This is a genomic window from Paenibacillus sp. FSL M7-0896 (genome assembly GCF_037975415.1).
Classification (GTDB): Bacteria; Bacillota; Bacilli; order Paenibacillales; family Paenibacillaceae; genus Paenibacillus_AQ; species Paenibacillus_AQ silagei.
Genome location: NZ_CP150250.1, coordinates 2,535,619 through 2,558,471 on the forward strand (window position 1 = coordinate 2,535,619; position 22,853 = coordinate 2,558,471).

Genomic DNA, 22,853 nt, shown 5'->3' on the forward strand with positions numbered 1-22,853 from the left:
ATGGACAAGCCGGGAGCGGACCCTTAGAGTCTGCTTCCGGCTTATTGTTTTACACCAGTCTAGAAGGACTTCCGGAATTCCGCCGGAGTCATGCCGGAGAAGTTACGGAACAGCTTGATGAAGTAGCTGACGTTGTCATAACCCAGCTGCTCCGCAATTTCAACGATGGTCAGGTTCGTCTGATTGAGGAGGTCACGGGCGTGCTCCATTTTCACCCTGGTTACATACTCAATGAAGGTCAGCCCGGTCTCCAGACGGAATAACCGGCTGAAATGGGTGGGGTTCAGGCCCAGACGCTTCGCCATCTCCTCCATGCCAACCTTCTCGCTGATATGATTCATTACATAACGTTTGGCTTCGGCTATTTCTTTGCGGACATTCTGCTTCCACATGGAGCTTAGCATGAGTATTTTATCCTTCAGGAATTCCTCCAGCCATTCCATGAGCTGCTCCAGCGTTTCGAATTCCTGGATCGAGCGCTGGAGCCGCTCACTGTTGAAGTTGCTGACGAAGTTCTGCATGACGACATATTTCAATTCCAGCTCCATCACCATCTTGAGCAGCCAGCTCTTCACACTCTCCACCGGATATTTCTGGTCCCCGATGTACTGCTTGATCTCCCTGACCTTGGCTGCAAGCTGTGAGCTGTCCTCCTGCTGAATGCAGTCCCTCAGCTGCTGAAGGATCTCCGAATAATGGATGAACAGGTCCTCGCCGCTGGTCTGGACAGGCGCAAGCTTCATAATCGCTCCCTCGGCGGTATAGAAGCGCAGGGCATGGGAATCCAGCAGCGCCTGAATCTGCTTCTTAATGTCGATCAGACTTGTAGTAGCCTCCCCGTAAAAGAAGGAAATTCCCATCCGCAGATGCAGCTTCGCCATTCTCTGGACATGCCGGAAGTGTTCACGGAACTCTTCATAAAGATTGCGGACGAGGATATGCGGCAAAGGAATGAACAGGATGAACTGCCTTTCCGTCAGCGCGAACTGGATAATGCCGTCTATCTCCAGGAATTCCTGCAGCACATTATCCATCACGAACTGCAGGTTCACCACTCCGCCGAACCGCCTCTCCAGCTCATAGGAGCGCTCCGGGACCGCCAGTACAGGCAGATACGGTGTGCCTGTGTGCAGGCTGATGCCCATCGCTTCGGCTTGTCCGTACCACTCGGCTTCATCCCAGACCGGCTGCTCCACGAACATGCGGATGAACCGGGTCCGGATGGCGGCATGGTTCTGGCTGACCAGCTTCTCCATCTGGAGATAGTGGTTACGGGATTTCAATTTCACCTCCAGCCGGGCCACCGCCTCCGTCAATACGGCAATCACCTGATCGATCTGCAGACTCTCCTTCAATATATATTCGGCCACGTTCAGTTTCACAGCCTTCTGGGCATATTCGAATTCCCCGTGGCAGGACAGGATAATCGTCTGCAGCTGAGGGTTCACCTCCCGCGCCTTCTGGATTAGCTCCAGTCCATTCATCGCCGGCATGCCGATATCCGTAAGCAGAATATCCGGCTGATGCAGCTGGCAGGCTTCCCAGGCCTGTCTGCCGTCCGAGCAGCAAGCCGATAGTTCAAGGCCGAGGGTGTCCCAGGGAATCGAAGTGCTTAAATACTCCAACACCGGATAATGATCGTCTGCCAGTACTACTTTATAGGTCATGATTATCTGCTCCTATCCGCTTCACGGGCATGATTAACTGTACGGTGGTGCGTAGCCCGTGAATGCTCTCAATGTTCATCTCGAAGCGCTCCCCGTAGATTAGCTTGAGCCGCTGGTAGACGTTGATTAATCCGATGCCGTGAGCGGACTCTGCCACTGGCGTCCCGTCAGCACTCAGGGCACCTAACTCCGCATCCTTCTGCCTGATGTGCTGAAGCAGGGCTGCGAGCGTATGCTCCTCCATTCCCGTGCCGTTATCCTCGATGGTAATGGTCAGCCTGGACTGAACGAGTCCGATGGTGATGACGACCCGCCCTCCGCTCTGCAAGAACCCGTGCTTGTAAGCATTCTCAATAATGGGCTGCAGGATGAACCGCGGCACCGTCTCCAGCAGCAGCTCTTTGTCCACATGCACTGCATATTCCGTAGGATATCTCATCGTGAACCGCATTAACTCCATATACTGCTTCGTGAAATCAAGCTCACTGGCAATGGAGACGAATTCCTCCCGGCTGGAGAAGCTGGCCCGCAGCATAGCGGAGAGGGAGCCGACGATCGCAGCATTCTCCTCATCCTGCTTCATCAGCAGCTTCAGCCGGATCGAACTAAGTACATTGAATAGAAAATGAGGGTTAATCTGGGCCTGCAGCATTGCAATCTCTGCCTGGCGCTTCAATTCCTGCTCCGTCTCCACCTGCCTGAGCATCAGCTGTACCCGGTCCAGCATGTTATCGAAGGAGTGCCCCAGGCTGCCGATCTCATCGGCTCCCCGGATGCCCGAGCGCACCATGAGATCCCCATCCTCCACCCGGCGGGCTGCCTTGCCCAGGACAAGCACGGGCTTGGTGAATCTCCGCAGCAGAACCGTCAGCGCGAACAAGAAGCTGACCGCAAATATCGTCTGAATAATCAGGCCGGTCCGGTTAATCCCGTTCAACCTTTCCGTCAGCTGCTCATAGGGAGCGACACTGATGAGTCTCCATCTGGCAAACTTCAGCGGCAGTTCAAGGAGGAGCTGATTCTGCCCCTTGAACTTGACGATGTCAGGGAAGACCAGCTCATCTACAGGCAGCAGTTGATCAAAGCTTGTGCCTATCAGCTCCTGGTTCCGGTTCGACAGAATGTTCTCCTCTTCATCCAGCAGATACACATCCTCTTCCATTGAAGCAAACCGCTCACGGATCGAAGCCTCACTGCGGCTGACAATCAGGTAGGCGTAGGGAGCGGCAGTCGTTTCTTCTCTTAAGGCACGCGCTGTCATGAAGATATACGGCTGCTCAGCCTGCAGGGAGGTCAGGTAATTGTCTTCTGCTCCCATAAATAAGGTGTCATACGGCGGGAGCTGCTCCAGAGTGGAGAACCAGCGCCGCTTCAAAAATTGCCGGGGATCATAATCATAGAAGGAATAATCGGAATAGGCATGTCCTTCCTTATCCAGCAGAGTGATCCTCAGATCGATGGTGTCTCCGGCCACCTGCTCCAGGCGGCTGGTCAGGTTCCGCGCAGCTACGGGATTGGTCTTGGCATCCTCCAGCAGGGTCTTGATCTCCGGATCGAAATGGACGAAGTTCGACACCGAGACCATCTCTTCGAAGATTACATCAATTTGCGACTGGACAATCCTCAGGGACTGCGTGGACTTCTCCAGGGAATGCTCCCGGATAATCAGTTTGGAATAGACATTGGTAATATAGAGCATCCCCAGTGCCGGAATTACGAGGCAGGCAATGGAGGTAAGGATTAGCTTTTGCCGGAAGGAGAGCTGACTGAGCCTGTGCTTTTCTTTCATTAATATCCCTCCAGTAGTAGACCTTCACAGACTTATGGTACTTGATTCTGCGGTTCGGCTCATCCAATAATTTTTTCGATTTAGAAAAAATAATGCTATACAAAGTTTTCGCCACAGATAAATTCGTTGCATGTGCTATGAAATTTGCCCTTCTATAATAAAGCTACAAACATAAAAAGAGGTGGATAAAGTGGAGGTTATTACTGAAGAGGGGACGGCAAAACGGTCCGGCAGCCCCGGGATAAGCAAGATGCGCAAGCAATCCTTTTACGACAATATTGCAGGGTATTTATTCATTGCTCCCATGCTCATTCTGACCGTAACGCTGGTAATTATTCCGATTCTACTATCCGGTGTGATCAGCTTCTCGAACTGGAACTTTGTATCCGGGCTGGACGGGTTTCAATTTGTCGGTCTGGATAACTACACCCGGCTGGTGCAGGACGAGTCCTTTCACCGCTCGCTCTACAACAACCTGATCATGATTGCCGTCGTTCCGGTCGCGATGTTCCTGGCGCTGGTGCTGGCGGTGCTGATCAACAAGGCAACCTATTTCAAAACCTTTTTCAAAGTGATCTACTTCATGCCCTTCATCTCGAGCTTCGTGGCCATCGCCCTGCTCTGGAGAGTACTCTATCACCCGAACAACGGTCCGATCAACGGCTTCCTCAGATCTATAGGGTTCGAGCATCCGCCCATGTGGCTGGCTGATCCCAAGTTCGCCCTGATCTCGGTCATGATTATTATGGTGTGGACTTCACTCGGCTTCAATATGGTCATCTATCTGGCGGGCCTTCAGAATATCTCACGGGATCTGTATGAAGCCGCCGATGTGGACGGGGCCTCACCGCTCAGACAATTTTTCAGAATTACACTGCCGATGCTGTCGCCTACGTCCTTCTTCCTGCTTATCACAGGAGTTGTCGGGTCCTTCAAGGTCTTCGATCTGATTATGGTGTTAACCGGCGGAGGCCCGGCAGGCTCAACCTCTGTCATTGTCTACTACCTGTATGAGGTGGCGTTCGTGAATCTGGAGTCGGGCTATGCTTCGGCGATGGGCATTATTCTGCTGATCCTCATCCTGCTGGTGACCTTGTTTCAATGGGTCGGACAAAAGAAATGGGTCAACTACTAGGAGGTATACACATGCGATCGATCAAGCTTAACCGTGTTATTGTTACCGTTTTCATGGGGGTTGCGGGCATCCTGTTCATCATGCCGTTCTTATGGATGCTCTCCGCCTCCTTCAAGCCCGAGCTGGATGTCATGAAATATCCGATAGAATGGATTCCCTCGAAATGGAATGCGGTGGAGAACTACAAGCAGGTATGGGCGGGAGCCGTGCCGTTCACACTCTATTACTGGAACACGACGAAGGTTACCCTGATGTCTACAGCGCTGTCGCTGATTATTTCCGCTATGGCAGCTTACGGCTTCTCCAAAATCATTTTCAAAGGGCGGGATATTCTCTTCCTGGTTGTCCTGGCCACCTTCATGATTCCGACGCAGGCCATTCTGGTTCCGCAGTTCATTATGTACCGCTGGCTTGGACTGTTCGACAGCCATTTCGGGCTGGTGCTGCTTGCCGCCTCCGGCGTGCTGGGAACCTTCCTGCTGAGACAGTTCTTCCTGGGAATCCATGATGAAATTATTGAATCGGCGCGGATTGATGCAGCGGGCCACTGGACGATCTTCATGCGGATTGCCATGCCACTGGTGCAGCCAGCCCTTGCTACTTATATGATTCTCCGCTTTATCTGGACCTGGAATGATTACCAGAATCCGCTGATCTTCCTTCGTTCCGATTCATTGTTTACCCTGCAGCTGGGCATCCGGAAATTCGCTGATTTCAGCGGCGAGTTCTACTCCTTAATGATGGCAGGTGCCGTATCAGCCATTCTGCCATTGTTAATTATTTTCATGATCGGCCAGAAGCAGGTGATTGAGGGAGTTGCGATGGGCAGTGTCAAAGGCTAGACTAATTACATTACAGGGGGCCAAATCATGTCAAAAGTAAAACGCAATCTATTCATCGCTGTACCGCTGTTATCCCTGCTGGTATCCGGTTGCGGAGGCGCGGGCAATGCAGAGAAGGAGCCGGCGGCAACAGGTGCCGGAACAGGTGCAGAACAAGCGGTAACCATTAAGCTTAGCAACTGGTATGCCAAAAAAATGGACAACTGGGATATCGTCATTGCCGAGTTCGAGAAGCAGCATCCGAACATTAAGGTGGAATTCGCCTCTGCAGAGGACAACAACTCCAACGAGTATTATAAGAAGCTCGACCTGGCGGTGGCCGGGGGCGATGATCTGGATATCCTCATGTTCAGTAACATGACCTTCCTGTCCCAGCGTGCAGGGCTCGGCATGATCCAGCCGCTGGATGATTATCTGGCTAAGGACGGCATTAATTTCAAGGATGAATATACATCCGATACCAGCATTGACGGCAAAATCTATGGACTGCCCGGCAAGTCCTCCCAGGGTCTGGTCATTATCAATGAGGATCACCTGAAGGAGGCCGGACTTGAGCTGCCTAAGGATTGGACCTGGGATCAGTATATGGAATACGCCAAGGCGATGACGAAGAAAACGGGCGATAAAACCCGGTACGGAACCTACTTCCACAGCTGGATTCAATATGGCTACGTGGTGCAGAACTTCGGCCAGCCGGTGAATGCGAATCTGACTACCGATGACGGCAAGACCGCCAATATTGACAATCCGTTCATGCGCAAGTCGCTTGAGCTGCGGCTTCGGGGAGAATCGGAAGGCTCCGCAACCCCGTATTCCGAGGTGGTCAGCCAGAAGCTGAACTACAGACCGCAATATTTCAACCAGGACACCAGTATGCTTGTTACGGGGACCTTCCTGATCCCGGAGACTGGCGGAACGGATACCATTCCAGCTACCTTCAAGACCGTGTTCGCTCCGCTGCCTAAGATGAAAGCGGAAGATCCAATGTCATCGAACGTGAGCGGGGATGTCCTGAGCATCTACAGCAAGTCCAAGCATAAAGACGAAGCCTACACCTTCATCCGCTGGTTCTCCACGGAAGGGATTGTACTGCAAGGCAAGAATATCCCGTCCTGGAAAAAAGCTGATCTGAATGATGTGGTGGACCGGATCATCGCAGGCAGCAAGACCCCGGAAATGATCGACAAAGCTTCCCTGCTCTATGTTCTGGAGAATACCAAATCTACTACTGCAGCTACGGCAGTACCTTATCATGCTGAGCTGGAGAAGGTGCTGCTGGAGGAGTTCGACAAAATGATGCTGTCCGGTCAAAGTATCGATGATACGATTCAGCATGCACAAACCAAGATTCAGAAGATTATTGATTCCAAATCCTAAGAAGCAGATATCACAGATTAGATAGGAGTGCTGCCCGTGCTGTATCCAATAATGACGGAAACCCGCAGTCTGTACGATCTGGGCGGGGTATGGAATTTCAAGCTGGACGATGGCTCCGGCTGGGACGAGAGCTGGCAGGCATCGAAGCTCACAGATACGATCCCTATGGCGGTGCCCTCGGCTTACAATGATCTTGGCGTAAGCCCGGAGATTCGTAATCATGTCGGCTGGGTCTGGTATGAGCGGGAGCTGTCCCTTCCGCGTAACGTCATGAATGAGCGGCTTGTCCTGAGGTTCGGGTCGGCGACCCATAAGGCGAAGGTATTTATCAATGGAAGCTTGGTGATGGAGCATGCCGGCGGCTTCCTTCCCTTCGAGGGAGTGATTAATGACTATATCCGGCCTGGAACGAACCGGCTGACGGTAGCTGTTCATAACGTCGTGGATTACACCACATTGCCTGTTGGCCTGTACACGGAGACCGAAGGACCGGACGGGAAGCTTAGGGTGAAGAACCAGCCGAACTTTGATTTCTTCAACTTTGCCGGATTGCAGCGGCCGGTGAGAATCTACTCCACGCCACTCACCTTCGTTCAGGACGTCACTGTAGTGACCGATTATAAGGAGGAGCAGGGGGAGGAGAGGCAAGGGATAATCCGCTATAGCGTGGACATTAGCGGCGAAGCCGAGGTCCGGGTTACGGTACTGGATGAAGATGGGAACACGGTCTGCTCAGGGACGGAGCCGTCCGGTGTACTGGATATTCCATCTGTCAGACTATGGCAGCCGCTGAACGCCTACTTGTACACCCTGAAGATTGAGCTTCTGCAAGCGGAGCAGGTGGTTGATGTCTATGAGCTGCCGTTCGGCGTGCGGACGGTCGAAGTGCGGGACGGACAGTTCCTGATCAATGGCGTTCCGTTCTACTTCAAGGGCTACGGCAGACATGAGGATACTCCGTTCCATGGACGGGGTCTAGATGAAGCGGCGAACATTATGGATTTCAATCTGATGAAATGGTCCGGGGCCAACTCCTTCCGCACGGCGCATTATCCGTATGCCGAGGAAGTGATGCGGCTGGCCGACCGTGAAGGCTTCGTCGTGATTAATGAGACTCCGGCGGTAGGCCTGGATCTTAATTTCCTGGTGATGTTCTCAGGAGGTTCGAAGAAGGATACCTGGGCAGAGGTCCAGACCTTCGAGCATCACCGGCAGGTGATCCGGGAGCTGATTAACCGGGATAAGAACCATGCCTGTGTAGTGATGTGGAATGTAGCGAACGAACCGGCATCTTATGAGGACGGAGCGTACGAATACTTCAAGCCGCTGATTGAGCAGCTGCGGGAGGAAGATCCGCAGCACCGTCCGGTGACCCTGGTGACGCATATTGAGGCATCCCCGGCGAACGACAGAATCTCTGAGCTGATCGATGTGCTGGCCTTCAACCGGTACTACGGCTGGTATGTAGACGGGGGAGATCTGGAGTCAGCGAAGGTCAAGCTGCGGATGGAGCTGGAAGCTTGGAGCCGGCGGTGCCCCGGCAAGCCGATGATGATGACCGAATATGGAACCGATACCGTGGCCGGACTGCATGATGTGGAGCCGATCATGTTCACAGAGGAGTATCAGGTGGCGTTCTACAAGGCTAACCACGAGGTCTTCGACGAGTTCCAGGAGTTTGTGGGCGAGCAGGTATGGAATTTTGCCGACTTTGCCACCAGCCAGGGCATCATCCGGGTGCAGGGGAACAAGAAAGGCATCTTCACCCGTGACCGCAAGCCCAAGGCGGCAGCCCACGAGCTGCGCCGGAGATGGACGGAGATACCGGACTTTGGGTATAAGAAGTAATTTGAGTTTAAGTTGCAACGTAAGTTTGCAAGCCTTCAAGATTGCAAGCCTCGAAGCCTCGAAGCTTGCAAGTCTCCAACCCTTCAAGCCTCCCGTTATGGGAGGCTTTTTTTATACAATAACCCCCGGCTCGGCTGGGGGCCTTATGTGATACGTTGCAAGAGGGAAGGGCGGATATAGTTGGAAAAAAGGCACTTAATTTTGCCGAAATCGAGGGTTGAGAGCAAGCAGTTTGAAAAAGTACACTTAATTCCTGGAATCCGATGGATTTAGCAGAAGTCGGGCTGAGTAAGCTGCATTTTTCCAACTAATTAGTTTACGTACCCCTTTACCGCCAAATTAGATGTACAATTTCCACTTGTATAAGTCCGCCGCCATGAGTCAGACGCTGTAAGTCCCCCGCGCTCTCAACTGTAAGCAACACTCTCTCGAATCTGTAAATCCCCAGCCCACTAATGATCCAGTCCCGCCTTCCGCAGACACTGCGCCTGCCCGCTCCACTTCCCGCGAGACATCCTACAGTTCCTGCTTGGCGTATCTGCCCGGGGACATGCCGGCCACCTTGGTGAAGCTGCGGATGAAATTGGCATAATCGCTGAAGCCGGATTGATAACAGGCCTCGGTGATGCTAAGCCCTTCGCGGAGGCAGGCCTTAGCTAACGAAATCCGGCGGTCCAGGATATAGGAACGGAGCGTTAAGCCTGTGTGCTGTTTGAACTGGCGGCTAATATAGGTGCTGTTCAAATGAAAGGTGCTGCTAAGCTGCTCAAGCGTGAGGGTCTGGCCCAGATGGGCATCAATATACTCCATCGTCCTGCGGACCAGCTCCGGCATGATATCTGCAGGAACGATGCTTGTTCTATGAAACACGGTGTTGGTCAGCACCAATAATTGAGCAAGCATGCTGTTGGCGAGGATATCTGCCCCATACGCATCCGATGAGAGGACCTCCTCCAGATCGCCGGTCAACCTGAGAGCCTGCTGAAGCTCGTCTTCCTCCAGATGCACGATGTTGCCCTTACCCTTCGGGCGGTAGTCGAAGCACCAGGATAGAGGGGTAGCCGGAGTAGACAGGCGGTGCAGATAAGATTTTTGGAGATTGATCGTAATCCGTTCATATTCCGATTCATCCTGGCTGAAGGAACGATGCATTTCTTCCGGGTTCAGCACAAGCAGATCTCCGCGCTGCAGGTGGTAGCAGCTGTTCTCAATATAGAACTTGACGTTGCCGCGCAGAAATATGTACAGCTCATACGCTTCATGGCGGTGATAGAAGGTTCCCATATTATAGGTGGTTGTCCTGTGCAGGTAGAGGTAATCTTTATGGATAGGATCATAGCGAAGCTCAAATGGCTCGTTCATGGGTAACCTCCGGATCATTTCGCGCAATAATAACAGCGGAACCTGCAATGATTATTCTCTGGAACTACTTTAAAATGACATTATCCTAGCATGCAGGAATATGATTTGCAACCCTTTTATCGTATTACAACAGACTGGAGGACAGGATAGTGGAACTGATCATAACGGCAAGAAGCAAGACTCAGGAAGATCCTGAATATACCGGGCTTAACGGGCATGGACTACATGCATCCGTTGAGATAACAGGCGGGACAGGCAGTGCACAGCATCCCTTTCAGGCTCTTGTACAGATCGCGAATCTGAACGACACGCCTTGGTCAGGCGTCATTCATGTGGAGTTGCCGTTTGCCAAGGCTGATCCGCGCTTTTTTCTTCCCGCATTTATGTATGGCCGTAACCGGGGGGAAGCTCCGCAGAATGTTCCGAATGAGTTTCCGAGATTAAGGGAGGGGCAGCCCGCGCGTCCTTCTTCTTCCTGGTGGATGGTCCGGAGCGACCGGCTGTCGCATCCGGCGGCGCTGGTATATGACACGGGCAAAGTGTACGGATTATGCGCCAGCCCTTATTTTATATACAGGGAGGGGGAGAAGATCCAGTGGAAGCCTGGGCTAGAGGGGGAGTTCTTGCAGTATGGCGGCTTCACCTGCTCGCTTGCCAAGGGAACGGTCGGCTATACGCTGGGGTATGAGAATGCTCCGCTTCTGTTCATCAAATCGCGTCTTGTCAAGGAACGGGCAGCGCTGGAGGAGAACTGCTTCGAACTGGCGGCCTCAGAGTCAGTAGCGTTCATGCTGGATTTGTATGACTACAAGGCTGAGTCTGAGCTAGGCATCAATGCTGCACTGGAAGAGATCTATTCCCGCTATCATCAGCCCCCAAGACCCGGGAGCGGGATCAGGAGCGTTGCGGCCGATCTGTCGAAGGCCATCTATCAGTATGCGTGGCTGCCTGAGGACCGGAGTTACACAACCTTTGTCTATGAGGACAAGGAGACGGGCGGGTACCGGTACAATAAAATCATCTCTATCAGCTGGACAAACGGTCTGACTGTAGCCACCCCTATGCTGATGGCTGCGCTGCGGCTGGGAGATGAGCCTATGCGCGGGCAGGCGCTCTCCTGCATTGAGCATATCATCGGGAACTCCCTGAACCCGGCTTCCGGTCTTCCCTATGAGGCTTATCAGGACGGGAAATGGAGTATTCACGGCTGGTGGTTTGACGGGATGCGCACGCCCGGACATTCCGCTTATCTATGCGGCCAGGCCTTGTTCTATATTATGAAGGCCTATGAATACGAGAAACGGCTCAAGCATGTCGTTCACGAGGAGTGGGTGGACTTCGTGCGGAAGATTCTCCCTGTATTGGAGAGAAGCCGGAATTCGGATGGTGAATACCCTACGATTCTCTCTGAGCGAACCGGTGCCGGGCTTGAATATGATTCCTTCAGCGGGACCTGGATCATGGCTGCCATAGCCTACTATAGCTGGCTAACCGGAAACCGGTCGCATCTGGACAGCCTGAAGCGCAGTGAGCGGCATTATTATGAGACCTATGTGAAACGAATGGAATGTTACGGGGCGCCGCTTGATGCAGATAAGGCGGTAGATTCTGAAGGGATTCTGGCGTATATCCGGGCGGTCAGATATCTGCACGCCCTCACTGGGGATGAGCTGTATCTGGATCATATGAGGGATGCGCTTGCTTACGAATTTACCTTTAAATTTGCTTACAATTCACCAGTGAAGGTGCCGCCGCTAAGCACGGTGGGGTGGTCGAGCTGCGGGGGAAGCGTGACCTCCGTCGCCAATCCGCATATTCATCCTATGTCGAGCAGCGTAGTAGATGAGCTGTATTATTATGTGAAGCAGCGTGAAGATCCGTATGTGAAGCAGCGGATGCTGGATACCGTCGGCTGGGGATGTCAGACCTACAACCGGTATGACCGGGAATTCGATCACGGCCTGACGGGCTGGATGTCCGAGAGATTCTGCCATTCCGAGGGGCTGGTAACCGAGACCTACAGTGACGGTTCACCGGCCAGCACCTGGTTCTGCCTGATGCCCTGGGCCAGCGGCAGTATTATTGAAGGTCTGGTTGGCGAGTACTGGGAGGCGGACAGCGAGTAACGCTATTAATTCTCAATGTTGATATTCTGCCAAAAAGATGGGGCTGTCCCAAAAGGGACAGCCTCTTTTATCGTGGAAAATATGTATGCGAAAAACAGCATACATTTGCCTGGCACGCAGGCGTGAGGCCTGAATGTATGCGAAAAACAGCATACATTTTGCTGACGCGCAGGCGTGAGGCCTGAATGTATGCGAAAAACAGCATACATTTGCTGACGCGCAGGCGTGAGGCCTGAATGTATGCGAAAAACAGCATACATTTGCTGGCGCGCATGGAGCGTCCCACTCCCCCAAATGCTTACGCTGAATCTACTCCAGCATAAAGAGCTATCCCAAGCAGCCGTTTCATGGCTTCAGGGACAGCTCCAATTAAGCTATCGTAAATTTCATACCCATCGTCTGCACTGCATTTCCTTGAATTTCAGTGGAACCATCTTCTACGAAGACCGGAATTTCAAGTGCTGATATCAACTTCGTCCAGAACTTAACAGCTTTTACATTCGATTTGAACATCCCCACCTCATAGCGGCCAGAATGCAGTTGGAAGATTTGCATGACAGCATCTTTGACTATATTCGTGCCTCTGTATTTGGGCAATACAAATAGCTCCTGCACTGAATAGTCTACTTCCTTTGCAACATAAGGAGGAGAGGTAACCAGAATAAAGCCAACGATTTTGTCATTAAACGTGATGAAGTAAGGATACAACCGTTCGTCCCTATAATATGGCGAGATATCTTCCATTTCGAATGTACCTTCTGCTCCAATATCCTCCTGTGAGTAAGCAGAAAGCTCATAGAGATAATAATTAAATAAGTTCTCAAATGGTTCTTTGTTTGTTTCTGTTATTTGTTGAATTGTCGCCTTCATCTTAACCCCCATATATTATCTTCTTTTCAGTGCCCTTTGTTTGACGGGGACCTTTGCTACCCTAACGATACAGTATCACACATTACGTCGAACGTAAGGTGAAAAGACAGCTATAACTAACGTTACCTTTTTCAAAAGAATGCCCGGGCACTTACGGCAGCATACTGGCCCGGTACCTGCCCGGAGACATGCCGGCCACCTTGGTGAAGCTGCGGATGAAGTTGGCGTAATCGCTGAAGCCGGACAGCTCGCAGGCGGCCGCGACACTCTTGCCGGAGGTAAGGTGGCTCATGGCCAGGGAGACGCGCTTGTTAACGATATAGGATCGGACGGTAAGTCCCGTGTGCTCTTTGAACTGCTGGCTTATATATTTGCCGCTGTAATGAAATTCCTGCTCCAGCTGGGCGGAGTAGATCGGTTCGAGCAGATGCTCCTCGATGTAAGCCATCGTCCGGCGGACAAGCTCCGGCATGAGATTATGCGGCAGAGCGGCAGAGGACTGCTGCAGAGTGTTGATGAATACAAGCAGCCGGGTGGCATAGGAATCGGCCAGCAGATCCTGACCGTACTCCTCGGAGTGCAGGCTATAGATCAATTGGTCCGCGAGTCTGGAATAGAAGGCGCACTGGTCGCGGGAGAGCCGGATCAGCGTGTTCAGCCCCGAGGGAAAGGCGTTGAAGCAGGCCAACAGGTTCGTACGGCTGCTGGACAGCCGCCGCAGGGCAGATCTTCGCAGGTTCAGCCCGATCCGTTCATAGGTCTGGTTGTCGGCACAGACACAGCGGTGCATCTCACCTGGACGGATCAGAATCAGATCGCCGGGGGAGAGCTTGTAGCAGGACTGCTCCACATACATATAGGTATTGCCTCTCAGGAACAGGTAGATTTCGTAGGCATCGTGCCGGTGGTAAGGCTGAGCCGGGCTGAGCTGCTCCGTGGTGGTTGATTTGTGGAAGCAGATTATTTCTTCGGGGATCGGGGAGAACACATACTGGGCAAGCTGCTCCATGGCATCCATTCCTTTAATTGGATATATAAGGATTATCGGTATCCGCGCAATATAGTATCGCTGATATGCAACGACGATATAGCAACTATTTAATATAATACAGGAATAGGAAGCGCTTGCAAGTGTTGCAAGGAAAAAGGACGAGCCTGTACAGGGTACAGCTGCCGCTTCGATTAGACAGGGGGTGCGACCAGAGGCAGAATTCGGCAGGAATGTTGTGCAGAAATCATATAATAAGGAGATGAAGCAATGAAATCAACGTTTAAAAAATCACTATGTACCTTGCTGGCAACGGTAACTATGTTGTCTATGCTGGTGGTGCCACCGCCGCCCAAAGTTTCAGCAGCCAGCGATGTGACGGTCAATCTGTCCGCCCAGAAGCAGGTGATCCGCGGATTCGGGGGCATCAACCACCCGGTCTGGATCGGCGATCTGACGGCCGCGCAGCGGGAGACCGCCTTCGGCAACGGAGCGAACCAGCTGGGATTATCCATTCTGAGAATCTCTGTGGACGATAACAAGAACAACTGGTCTAAGGAGCTGGACACGGCCAAGGCGGCCGTTGCCAAGGGAGCCATCGTCTTCGCTTCACCCTGGAATCCTCCTGCAAGTATGACGGAGACCTTCAACCACAATGGGAATACGTCAGCCAAGCGGCTCAGATATGATAAATACGGCGCATACGCCCAGCATCTGAATGACTTCGTGACATACATGAAGAATAACGGGGTTAACCTGTATGCGATCTCGATACAGAATGAACCGGACTATGCCGAGACCTGGACCTGGTGGACACCTGCCGAAGTCCTGAACTTTATGAAGAATTATGCCGGTTCCATCAATTGCCGGGTCATTGCTCCTGAGTCCTTCCAATATCTGAAGAATATGTCTGACCCGATTCTGAATGACTCCCAGGCGCTGGCCAATATGGACATTCTGGGGGCACATTTGTATGGAACTCAGGTGAACAACTTCGCTTATCCGCTCTTCAAGCAGAAGGGTGCAGGCAAAGAGCTGTGGATGACCGAGGTCTATTACCCGAACAGCAATAACAACTCGGCCAACCTGTGGCCGGAAGCGCTGGAAGTAGCCTACCATATGCACAATGCGCTGGTGGAAGGGGATTTCCAGGCTTATGTATGGTGGTATATCCGCCGCCAATACAGCCCGATGAATGAAGACGGCAGTATCAGTAAGCGCGGGGACAGCATGGCCCAGTTCTCCAAGTTCGTCCGCCCGGGTTATGTAAGAGTTGATGCTACGAAGAACCCTAACACCAATGTCTATGTCTCGGCTTACAAGGGCAGTAACAAGGCAGTGATTGTCGCTATTAATAAAAGCAATTCGGCGGTCAGCCAGCGGTTCGTCCTGCAAAATGGCTCCGCATCGAGTGTGTCCCCATGGACCACAGACGCCAACCGCAAGGTAGCCGCCGGCTCTAACATTAATGTGTCGAATGGTGCCTTCACTGCCCAACTCCCGGCTCTTAGTGTAACTACCTTCGTAGCCACACTCGGAAGCAGCAAAAGCTCAGTAACGGATACTACTTATGAGGCCGACACCGAAGTCGAAGCCGACACTACATTAATCGTTGCAGAATAGAAACCATTCACTCCAGTTTCCATAAGCAACCTTATCCTGGCCTGTAAACAGCAGCTTGTACAGTGCGTTTGCGGGCCGGGATTTTTTAGAATATAAGGAGGGGTATCGTGTTCAAAGTGTTGCTGGTAGACGATGAGGTGTATGTTCGCAAAGGGCTGCTTGAAATCATTCCTTGGGAAGCGTTGAAATTCAGCGTTGTGGGAGAGGCCAATAATGGCGCTGAAGCGCTGGAGATGATTGAACAGCTGGAGCCTGACCTGGTGATTACGGATATCCGCATGCCTACTCTGGACGGGCTGGATCTGATCCGCAGTGTGTATGCACAGGCCAGACTTCCTCTGATCTTCATCATTATCAGTGGCTTCCACGATTTCAACTATGCGCAGCAGGCCTTGCGCTACGGGGTTCATGATTACATCTTGAAGCCCATAGATGAAGAGGAGATGACCGCTGCGCTGCGCAAGCTGTCGTATGCCATGGGCAGGAAGCGGATTGCCTCGCTGACTAATGATGATCTTACGACCAGTGCAATCATGGAAGCGCTCGTGCAGGAGAGTCTCCAGCCGGAGGAGGCCGAACCTTATGCAGCAGCCTTGGGTCTGGAAGGAGTGGGCGGCTTTCTCTACACCATGACCGAGATTCATGCGGGAGGGGGGCAGGACAAGCCAACCACCCTGAAGCAATTCCAGGAGGCGCTGTACTCCCCAGAGGTGGGAGGTGCCGGCATTCCTGTCCTGGAACAGCAGCCGGGGACCTTCGGGATGCTGTTCTGTACGGACCGGATCGAAGGCGGATGTGGAGGTCTTGCGCTTCATTTGGAGCGGCTTCGCATAGCCCTCGCGGGGCGGCTATATATGGAGCTGAGCCTGTATGCCGGTGATCCTGTTGACACGCTGGCCCATGTCCACCGCTCTTATTCAGAGGCTAACGAAGCAGCCAGGCACAAATATGCCGAGAATACTGGAGTCATTACATATGCACAGATTAAGGATAAAGCACTGTACGTGTTTGATATGAATCCGGTACTGGCAAGCAAGCTGATTCTGGAGCTGGAGGAGGGCAACATGACGGACTATCAGCAAACCGTGAACGGCATGTTCACGTTATTCCATGAGCAGCGCTTCACCCCGCAAGCCGTGAGCAGCTCCCTCGCCCGGTGTATGGCAGGTATTCTTGGCGTGATCAAGGAGATGGACGGCACCGAAGCGGAAATTCTCCGGCTGAAGGAGCTGGCTGAACGGGGGCACAGGCAGTGGAGTCTGGCCATGCTGCAGGAGCATTTCCAGCAGGCTATACAAGAAGCAGCGGAATCTATTGCACGGCTCCGCAAGCTGAACAGTCTGGGCGGAATCAAACCGATCAAGCAGTACATTGACACCCATTACCATGAGAATATCAGCCTGAAGAACATCGCAGCCATGTTTTATATGAATGCAGTCTATCTGGGGCGCTTGTTCCGCAAGACTTACGGCGTCTATTTCAATGAATATCTCCTGGAGCTTAGAGTGCAGGAAGCCAAGAAGCTGCTTCGGCAGAGCGATCTGAGAATGTACGAGATTGCTGGCAGGGTCGGTTTTCAGAATGCTGATTATTTCGTAACCCAATTTGAAAAGCTGGAACAGCTGACGCCGTCTGAATACCGGAATATGCTGATCGGCAAAGAATAGGGGGGCCTATGAAGAACTTCCTGAATTACCTGAAGCTGCGCGACAAGCTGCTGTTGATGTATATGCTGTCCGTGTTCATTCCTATCGTACTGACCAATGTAGTGTTCTATAACGTGACCACATCCAATATACGTAATCAAAAAATCCGCGATGCGGACATGGCACTGAATAATCTGAAAAACGACCTGCGGGTGACAATCGATCAGGGGGTCGGACTTTCGTATTCCCTGTATACCGATTCCATCTTCAACAAAACCATTACCCGTAAATTCACCAGCCAGAAAGACTATGTGGATACCTTCAATTCCTACCTGAGGGGCGCGCTTGCCGATGAGAATATGCAGGGGGTCCGCTGGTATCAGGTATATACGGATAATCCCACCATCTTAGCCTCCGGCTATATGGACCGGTTAACCGGCGAGATCCGAAAGTCCGGCTGGTATACCCGTTCCCTGGCCTCCTCTGCTTCCTATCCAACCTTTATCTATACAGACCAGAAGTTCAGCCTGATTCAGAGATTGAATAATTACAATACCGGCGGCTTCGAGCAGCTCGTCAAGATTGACCTGAATATGGAGCAGATTCACCAGATTTTTGAGGGAAGCGGATTTGACGGCCAGGTCTATCTGGTGGACCCTCAGGGCAGAGTACAGTTCGGGAATGTGACGGCGAACCTCACGAAGGATATTTATTTTCATGAGATCAGCTTTCCTGGCAGCTCTCGGATCTTTGATGAAGCGTACAGTGACATTAATTATCTAAAGGGCTGGACCCTGAAAGGCGTGATGGACGAGGAAAGCGTGCTGAAGGAGGTCCGCAAGTCGCGGTCCTTTGTTATATGGCTGGCATGCATCAACTTTGTACTGCCAACGATCATCATAGCCGTCATGTCGAGGTCCATTCATGTGCGGCTGGTGCGGATTCTGCGGCATATGAAGAAGGTGAAGGCGCAGAACTTCGAGACAATTCCCCCGGAAGATGCCAGAGATGAGATCGGACAGCTGACCGCCGAATTCAACCGGATGACCGAGACGATCAACAGTCTGATCAATGAGGTCTATGTGGCAGATATTCAGAAGAAAAATCTGGAGCTGAAGCAGCAGCAGGCCCAGCTTCATGCCCTGCACAGCCAGATCAATCCCCACTTTCTGTTCAATTCTCTGGAATCGGTCCGTATGCGCAGCATCATCAAGGGGGAGAAGGAGACCGCGAAGATCATCCAGCATATGGCCAAAATGTTCCGCAAATCGCTCTCCTGGAGTCATAACGATGTTACCGTCCGCGAGGAGCTGGAGCTGATTGAGAGCTTCCTCACGATCCAGCAATACCGGTTCGGTGACAAGCTGGAATACAGCATTGTTGCTGAACCGGCAGCACTCGGCCTGCGGATTCCCAAGATGGTTCTGCTGCCGTTCGTAGAGAATGCCAGTATCCATGGCATTGAATCAAGTCCGGATAAGGGGAGTATCGTAATCTCAGTCACTCTGCAGGCGGACAGGCTGATCTTCAGATTCCAGGATAACGGGATCGGCATGGATTCAGACAAGCTGGAGGAGCTTCACCGGTATCTGCAGGATGGCGACGATATCGGCGAGCATGTCGGGATGAAGAACGCATACTGCCGTCTGAAGCTTTGTTATCGGGAGGGCTTTGCTTTTTCAATGAATGCCCGCTACAGGGAGGGGACATCTATTGAAATTTCGCTTCCTGTTATGGAAGAGAAGCCGGGATGAGGAATGTACTTGGATATGTTTTTCTAAGTATGAGGTATGGTTTGTTGGGTAATCAAGAAAGCGTTTACTTGTTATATTGAAAGAGCTTACAGCATTGAAGGAATTTAAGAATCATAAGGGGGATTTAGTCGAAATGTTAAAAAGCAGGATTATGACCGCTGGTTTGGCACTCGTGTTGGCGGCGACTTTGGCAGGTTGCGGTAACAGCAATAATTCGTCTGACAGTGCAGCGAACAGTACCACGGATCAAGGAAAAGAAGATAACGCAGCGGTTACGTACAAGTATTTCAGCTTTGGCGGGCCGAAGAAGCAGGTCCTGGGCAGTGAGACCATGATCGGGAAAGAGCTGCAGACACAAACCGGCGTGGACTGGAACATTGAATATCTGGTTGGCGATGGGGATACGAAGGCTGGAGTGATGATTGCCAGCGGTGATTATCCTGACATTATTGATTCCAGCGGCCAAATGGCCAAGCTGATGGAAGCAGGGGCCTTCATTCCGCTGGATGATCTGATTGAGAAGTATGGACCCAACATCAAGCGTGTTTATGGCCCTTATTTTGATAAATTCAGACAGAAGGACGGTAAAATCTACTTCTTCCCTTACGGAGCCAATATCGGTTACCTGTCCGAGCCTAACTTCCAGACGGGGTTCTATATCCAGCGTTCCGTGTTGAAGGAATTCAATTACCCTAAAATCACCACTCTGGATGAATATTTCGACCTGATCAAGCAGTACAAGGAAAAGCACCCTCAGATAGAGGGCAAGGATACCATCGGTTTCGCTACTCTTGCCGGTGAGCAGGGCAGCTTCTATACCCTCCAGAATCCGGCCATGCACTTGGCAGGCTCACCTAACGACGGCAGCTCCATCATAGACATGAAGACCCATGAGGCTAAGCTGGTGGCGGGCTCTGAATATCAGAAGCGGTGGATCGGGAAGCTGAATGAGGCCAATGCCGAAGGGCTGGTTGATCCGGAGTCCTTCACCATGAACAAGGACCAGTATCTGGCGAAGCTGACCTCCGGACGCGTCCTCGGTTATTTCAGCTACTCCTGGCAGGTTGGGGACGCAACCAACAATCTGAAGAAAGCCGGCAATGATGATAAACGGTATGTATCGTTGCCCATCGTGTTCGATAAAGGAACGAAGGATCAATATATTGATCCTCCCGGCTTTGTCAACAATTACGGGGTTGGCATTACCGTCAAAGCCAAAGATCCGGTCCGCATTATCAAGTACTTCGATAACCTGCTGAAAGAAGAGAATCAGATTCTGGTCCAGTGGGGCATCAAGGACCAGAGCTATGCAGTTGACGAGAACGGCCGCTTCACGTATGCCAACGATGAACAACGGCAAATGCATGAAGATCCTGAAAAGAGCATGAAATTCGGGTTCGACTACTTCAATTACAGCTGGCCCCGTTATGGAAACGCCTCTGTTCTTCAGGACGGCAACGCCTATGGTCCCGGCAGCCAGCCGGAGGTGGCAACCTTCAGCTACACGGAGGGTGACAAGAAGCTCCTTGCAGCATATGGGGTGAAGACCTTCAGTGAGCTGTTCAGCAATCCGGACGAGCGATCATGGTTCCCCGCGTGGTCGATTGCCCTTGAACAGGGATCGCCCCAGCAGATGTTCATCACCAAAGCAGATGATCTCCAGCGGAACCACCTGCCTTCGATGATTCTGGACACACCGGCCAACTTCGGCAAGAACTGGGACGATTACATGAATCAGCTCAACAAGCTGGATAAGAAGACCTATGAGGACTTCATTACTCAAAAGGTACAGGACCGCGTCGCCGGTAAATGGTGATCTAGAGATTAATCAGCAGGGAGCCGGAAGGGAGTAAGATCAAGTGGAGAAACCAGTGAATTCTGTACCCCCAAGCCTTAAGAATAATAGAGGGGGCATAAATAAAACCAGTTTGTTCATTAGCCGCCTTGTCCAGCAGAGAACGCTGGCCTTTATGTGTATTCCATTCGTAATCTGGGCGTTTGTGTTTAAATACCTGCCCATTTGGGGTTGGACCATGGCCTTTCAGAACTACAAGCCGGCCAGGAGCTTTTCCGAGCAGGAATGGGCGGGCTTGAAGCATTTTCGGATTCTGTTTGAAGACAGCACCTTCTACCGGGTGCTGCGCAACACGCTGGTGATGAGCACCCTTCAGCTGGTGCTGGGCTTCGTAACCGCAATTACGCTGGCTCTTTTACTGAATGAGCTTAAAAATATTGTGTTTAAACGTGTGGTTCAGACCATCAGCTATTTGCCGCACTTTATCTCCTGGGTTGTGGCGTCAAGCATAGTGCTGACCGTGTTATCGCCGGACGGGATCGTGAATCTGCTGCTGACGAAGCTGCATCTCCTGGACAAACCGGTGCTATGGATGGGGAAAGGAAATTATTTCTGGGGGATTCTCGCGGGAACCCAGGTATGGAAAGACGTAGGCTGGAACACCATTATCTATTTGGCAGCGATTACAGCAATCGATCCTTCTCAATATGAGGCGGCTGAAATCGACGGGGCGGGCCGCTTTCAGCGGATGCTCAATATTACGCTTCCCGGACTCAAGCCGGTGATCATTATCCTGCTGATTATGAATTTGGGTAACATTCTTGAATCCGGATTTGAGCCGCAATATTTGCTGGGGAACGGGATGAATCTGGAATACTCGGAGAACCTGGATATTTTTGTTCTGAAATATGGTTTGGGAATGGGCAGCTTTTCCTTAGGGACCGCAGCAGGCATATTCAAAACCGTAGTCAGCTTTATCTTCCTCTTCTCCGCCAATCATATTGCCAAGAGAATGGGAGAAAGCAGATTATTCTAAAAGGAGGTTTATGTCATGCAATCAAGTAAAGCGTCCCGCTTACGGAACTCCAGTCCGGGGGACCGGATATTCGATATCTGCAATGTAATCTTTATGATTTGTCTGATGATTGTCACGATGTATCCCTTTGTTAATATGATCGCCGTGTCCTTCAACGATGCCAATGATGCCGTGAGAGGCGGTATTTATTTGTGGCCGCGCGAGTGGACCTTTAACAACTATAAATATATCTTCGGAGAATCGGAGATTTATCACGCGACCTTAATTTCACTGCTGCGCACCGTGATTGGTACGGCGGTGTCGGTCTTCTGTACAGCAATGCTGGCCTTCACCGTCAGCCGCCAGGAGTTTGTGCTGCGCAAGTTTGTCACTCTTTTCTTCGTCATTACCATGTATTTCAGCGGAGGCCTGATCCCCGGATATCTGCTGATCCGTAATTTGGGCATGACAGACTCCTTCTGGGTCTATATTGTTCCGGGGGTGATCGGGGTGTTCAATATGATCATTATCCGCTCCTTCATCGAAGGCCTTCCCGAAGGGATTCTGGAATCGGCCCGGATTGACGGTGCGGGAGAATTCACTACCTTTATCCGTGTGGTATTGCCGCTCACCATTCCCGCAATGGCAACCGTATCCTTGTTCGTCGCGGTGGGGCAATGGAATTCGTGGTTCGACGTCTTTCTGTACAATTCCTCCAATATTAAATTAAGTACCCTGCAATACGAATTGATGAAAATCCTGCAGACCACCAACACCTCTGCGACCGCAGGGGCGGTAGACGCGTACCAATCCGCAGAAAATGCTGTGAGGGTAACGCCTACTTCGCTGCGGGCAACGATGACGATCATCGCCAGTGTTCCGATTCTGGTAGTCTATCCGTTCCTGCAGAGATATTTCGTGCAGGGGATGACGGTCGGCGGCGTAAAGGGCTGATTGCGGGTATGGTTATGTCGGACTATATAGATACGATTTTTTGCTGAAGCGGCTGCACCTTC

The 22,853-nt window shown here is 51.7% G+C and carries 16 protein-coding genes; 11 read left to right on the top strand and 5 right to left on the bottom strand.

The genetic code is table 11. The annotated features are described in order from the left end of the window. Window positions 1-59 precede the first annotated feature (59 nt). Window positions 60-1,667: a helix-turn-helix domain-containing protein gene (locus MKY12_RS10545; RefSeq protein WP_339313713.1), complete on the bottom strand. Its 1,608-nt coding sequence runs from the start codon at window positions 1,665-1,667 to the stop codon at window positions 60-62. Next, window positions 1,657-3,456 carry a histidine kinase gene (locus MKY12_RS10550; protein WP_036729969.1) on the bottom strand — a complete coding sequence of 600 codons (1,800 nt, stop codon included), beginning with the start codon at window positions 3,454-3,456 and terminating at the stop codon, window positions 1,657-1,659. The genes MKY12_RS10545 and MKY12_RS10550 overlap by 11 nt, the downstream gene beginning before the upstream one ends. 190 nt (window positions 3,457-3,646) lie before the next feature. Here MKY12_RS10550 and MKY12_RS10555 point away from each other — a divergent pair, with 190 nt between their 5' ends. From MKY12_RS10555 to uidA, 4 genes are read left to right on the top strand one after another with little or no spacing between them, the layout of a single operon-like run. Then, entirely contained in the window at window positions 3,647-4,591 is a 945-nt protein-coding gene (locus tag MKY12_RS10555; RefSeq protein ID WP_036729966.1) for a sugar ABC transporter permease, read from the top strand. An 11-nt stretch (window positions 4,592-4,602) separates the two neighbouring features. Further along, complete coding sequence (locus tag MKY12_RS10560) at window positions 4,603-5,433, top strand: carbohydrate ABC transporter permease (RefSeq protein ID WP_209875756.1); 831 nt, start codon at window positions 4,603-4,605, stop codon at window positions 5,431-5,433. A 27-nt stretch (window positions 5,434-5,460) separates the two neighbouring features. Beyond that, a complete protein-coding gene (locus MKY12_RS10565) occupies window positions 5,461-6,810 on the top strand; it encodes a sugar ABC transporter substrate-binding protein (RefSeq protein ID WP_339313714.1) in 1,350 nt (449 codons plus the stop codon). A gap of 36 nt (window positions 6,811-6,846) precedes the next feature. Continuing rightward, window positions 6,847-8,658, top strand: coding sequence for a beta-glucuronidase (gene uidA, locus MKY12_RS10570; RefSeq protein WP_339313715.1), 1,812 nt, complete (start codon window positions 6,847-6,849; stop codon window positions 8,656-8,658). 516 nt (window positions 8,659-9,174) lie between these two features. On the opposite strand, the gene MKY12_RS10575 is transcribed toward uidA, so the two are convergent. Then, entirely contained in the window at window positions 9,175-10,020 is an 846-nt protein-coding gene (locus MKY12_RS10575; RefSeq protein WP_339313716.1) for an AraC family transcriptional regulator, read from the bottom strand. Window positions 10,021-10,169: 149 nt separating this feature from the next. Here MKY12_RS10575 and MKY12_RS10580 point away from each other — a divergent pair, with 149 nt between their 5' ends. Continuing rightward, complete coding sequence (locus tag MKY12_RS10580) at window positions 10,170-12,146, top strand: hypothetical protein (protein ID WP_339313717.1); 1,977 nt, start codon at window positions 10,170-10,172, stop codon at window positions 12,144-12,146. A 369-nt stretch (window positions 12,147-12,515) separates the two neighbouring features. On the opposite strand, the gene MKY12_RS10585 is transcribed toward MKY12_RS10580, so the two are convergent. Continuing rightward, the gene (locus tag MKY12_RS10585) at window positions 12,516-13,016 is read right to left on the bottom strand and encodes a GNAT family N-acetyltransferase (RefSeq protein ID WP_339313718.1); all 501 of its coding nucleotides are present in this window, start codon (window positions 13,014-13,016) and stop codon (window positions 12,516-12,518) included. A gap of 151 nt (window positions 13,017-13,167) precedes the next feature. Continuing rightward, the gene (locus MKY12_RS10590) at window positions 13,168-14,034 is read right to left on the bottom strand and encodes an AraC family transcriptional regulator (protein WP_339313719.1); all 867 of its coding nucleotides are present in this window, start codon (window positions 14,032-14,034) and stop codon (window positions 13,168-13,170) included. 240 nt (window positions 14,035-14,274) lie between these two features. Here MKY12_RS10590 and MKY12_RS10595 point away from each other — a divergent pair, with 240 nt between their 5' ends. From MKY12_RS10595 to MKY12_RS10620, 6 genes are all read left to right on the top strand, one after another. Beyond that, window positions 14,275-15,627 carry a glucuronoxylanase gene (locus MKY12_RS10595; protein ID WP_339313720.1) on the top strand — a complete coding sequence of 451 codons (1,353 nt, stop codon included), beginning with the start codon at window positions 14,275-14,277 and terminating at the stop codon, window positions 15,625-15,627. 107 nt (window positions 15,628-15,734) lie between these two features. Beyond that, on the top strand, window positions 15,735-17,294 hold the full coding sequence (locus MKY12_RS10600; RefSeq protein WP_339313721.1) for a response regulator: 1,560 nt from the start codon (window positions 15,735-15,737) through the stop codon (window positions 17,292-17,294). Window positions 17,295-17,302: 8 nt separating this feature from the next. Next, window positions 17,303-19,027 carry a sensor histidine kinase gene (locus MKY12_RS10605; protein WP_076073747.1) on the top strand — a complete coding sequence of 575 codons (1,725 nt, stop codon included), beginning with the start codon at window positions 17,303-17,305 and terminating at the stop codon, window positions 19,025-19,027. A 133-nt stretch (window positions 19,028-19,160) separates the two neighbouring features. Then, window positions 19,161-20,843 (top strand): ABC transporter substrate-binding protein, encoded by a 1,683-nt coding sequence (locus tag MKY12_RS10610; RefSeq protein ID WP_339313722.1) that lies wholly within the window; start codon window positions 19,161-19,163, stop codon window positions 20,841-20,843. Window positions 20,844-20,940: 97 nt separating this feature from the next. After that, window positions 20,941-21,858: an ABC transporter permease subunit gene (locus MKY12_RS10615; RefSeq protein WP_339314849.1), complete on the top strand. Its 918-nt coding sequence runs from the start codon at window positions 20,941-20,943 to the stop codon at window positions 21,856-21,858. Window positions 21,859-21,873: 15 nt separating this feature from the next. Further along, window positions 21,874-22,791, top strand: a complete 918-nt coding sequence (locus MKY12_RS10620) for a carbohydrate ABC transporter permease (RefSeq protein ID WP_339313724.1) — start codon at window positions 21,874-21,876, stop codon at window positions 22,789-22,791. Window positions 22,792-22,853 lie beyond the last annotated feature (62 nt).

Coding starts and splice junctions, on each gene's coding strand:
- MKY12_RS10545 (WP_339313713.1), bottom strand. CDS start 1,667: ATGACCTATAAAGTAGTACTGGCAGACGATCATTATCCGGTGTTGGAG.
- MKY12_RS10550 (WP_036729969.1), bottom strand. CDS start 3,456: ATGAAAGAAAAGCACAGGCTCAGTCAGCTCTCCTTCCGGCAAAAGCTA.
- MKY12_RS10560 (WP_209875756.1), top strand. CDS start 4,603: ATGCGATCGATCAAGCTTAACCGTGTTATTGTTACCGTTTTCATGGGG.
- MKY12_RS10565 (WP_339313714.1), top strand. CDS start 5,461: ATGTCAAAAGTAAAACGCAATCTATTCATCGCTGTACCGCTGTTATCC.
- MKY12_RS10575 (WP_339313716.1), bottom strand. CDS start 10,020: ATGAACGAGCCATTTGAGCTTCGCTATGATCCTATCCATAAAGATTAC.
- MKY12_RS10585 (WP_339313718.1), bottom strand. CDS start 13,016: ATGAAGGCGACAATTCAACAAATAACAGAAACAAACAAAGAACCATTT.
- MKY12_RS10590 (WP_339313719.1), bottom strand. CDS start 14,034: ATGGATGCCATGGAGCAGCTTGCCCAGTATGTGTTCTCCCCGATCCCC.
- MKY12_RS10595 (WP_339313720.1), top strand. CDS start 14,275: ATGAAATCAACGTTTAAAAAATCACTATGTACCTTGCTGGCAACGGTA.
- MKY12_RS10605 (WP_076073747.1), top strand. CDS start 17,303: ATGAAGAACTTCCTGAATTACCTGAAGCTGCGCGACAAGCTGCTGTTG.
- MKY12_RS10610 (WP_339313722.1), top strand. CDS start 19,161: ATGTTAAAAAGCAGGATTATGACCGCTGGTTTGGCACTCGTGTTGGCG.
- MKY12_RS10620 (WP_339313724.1), top strand. CDS start 21,874: ATGCAATCAAGTAAAGCGTCCCGCTTACGGAACTCCAGTCCGGGGGAC.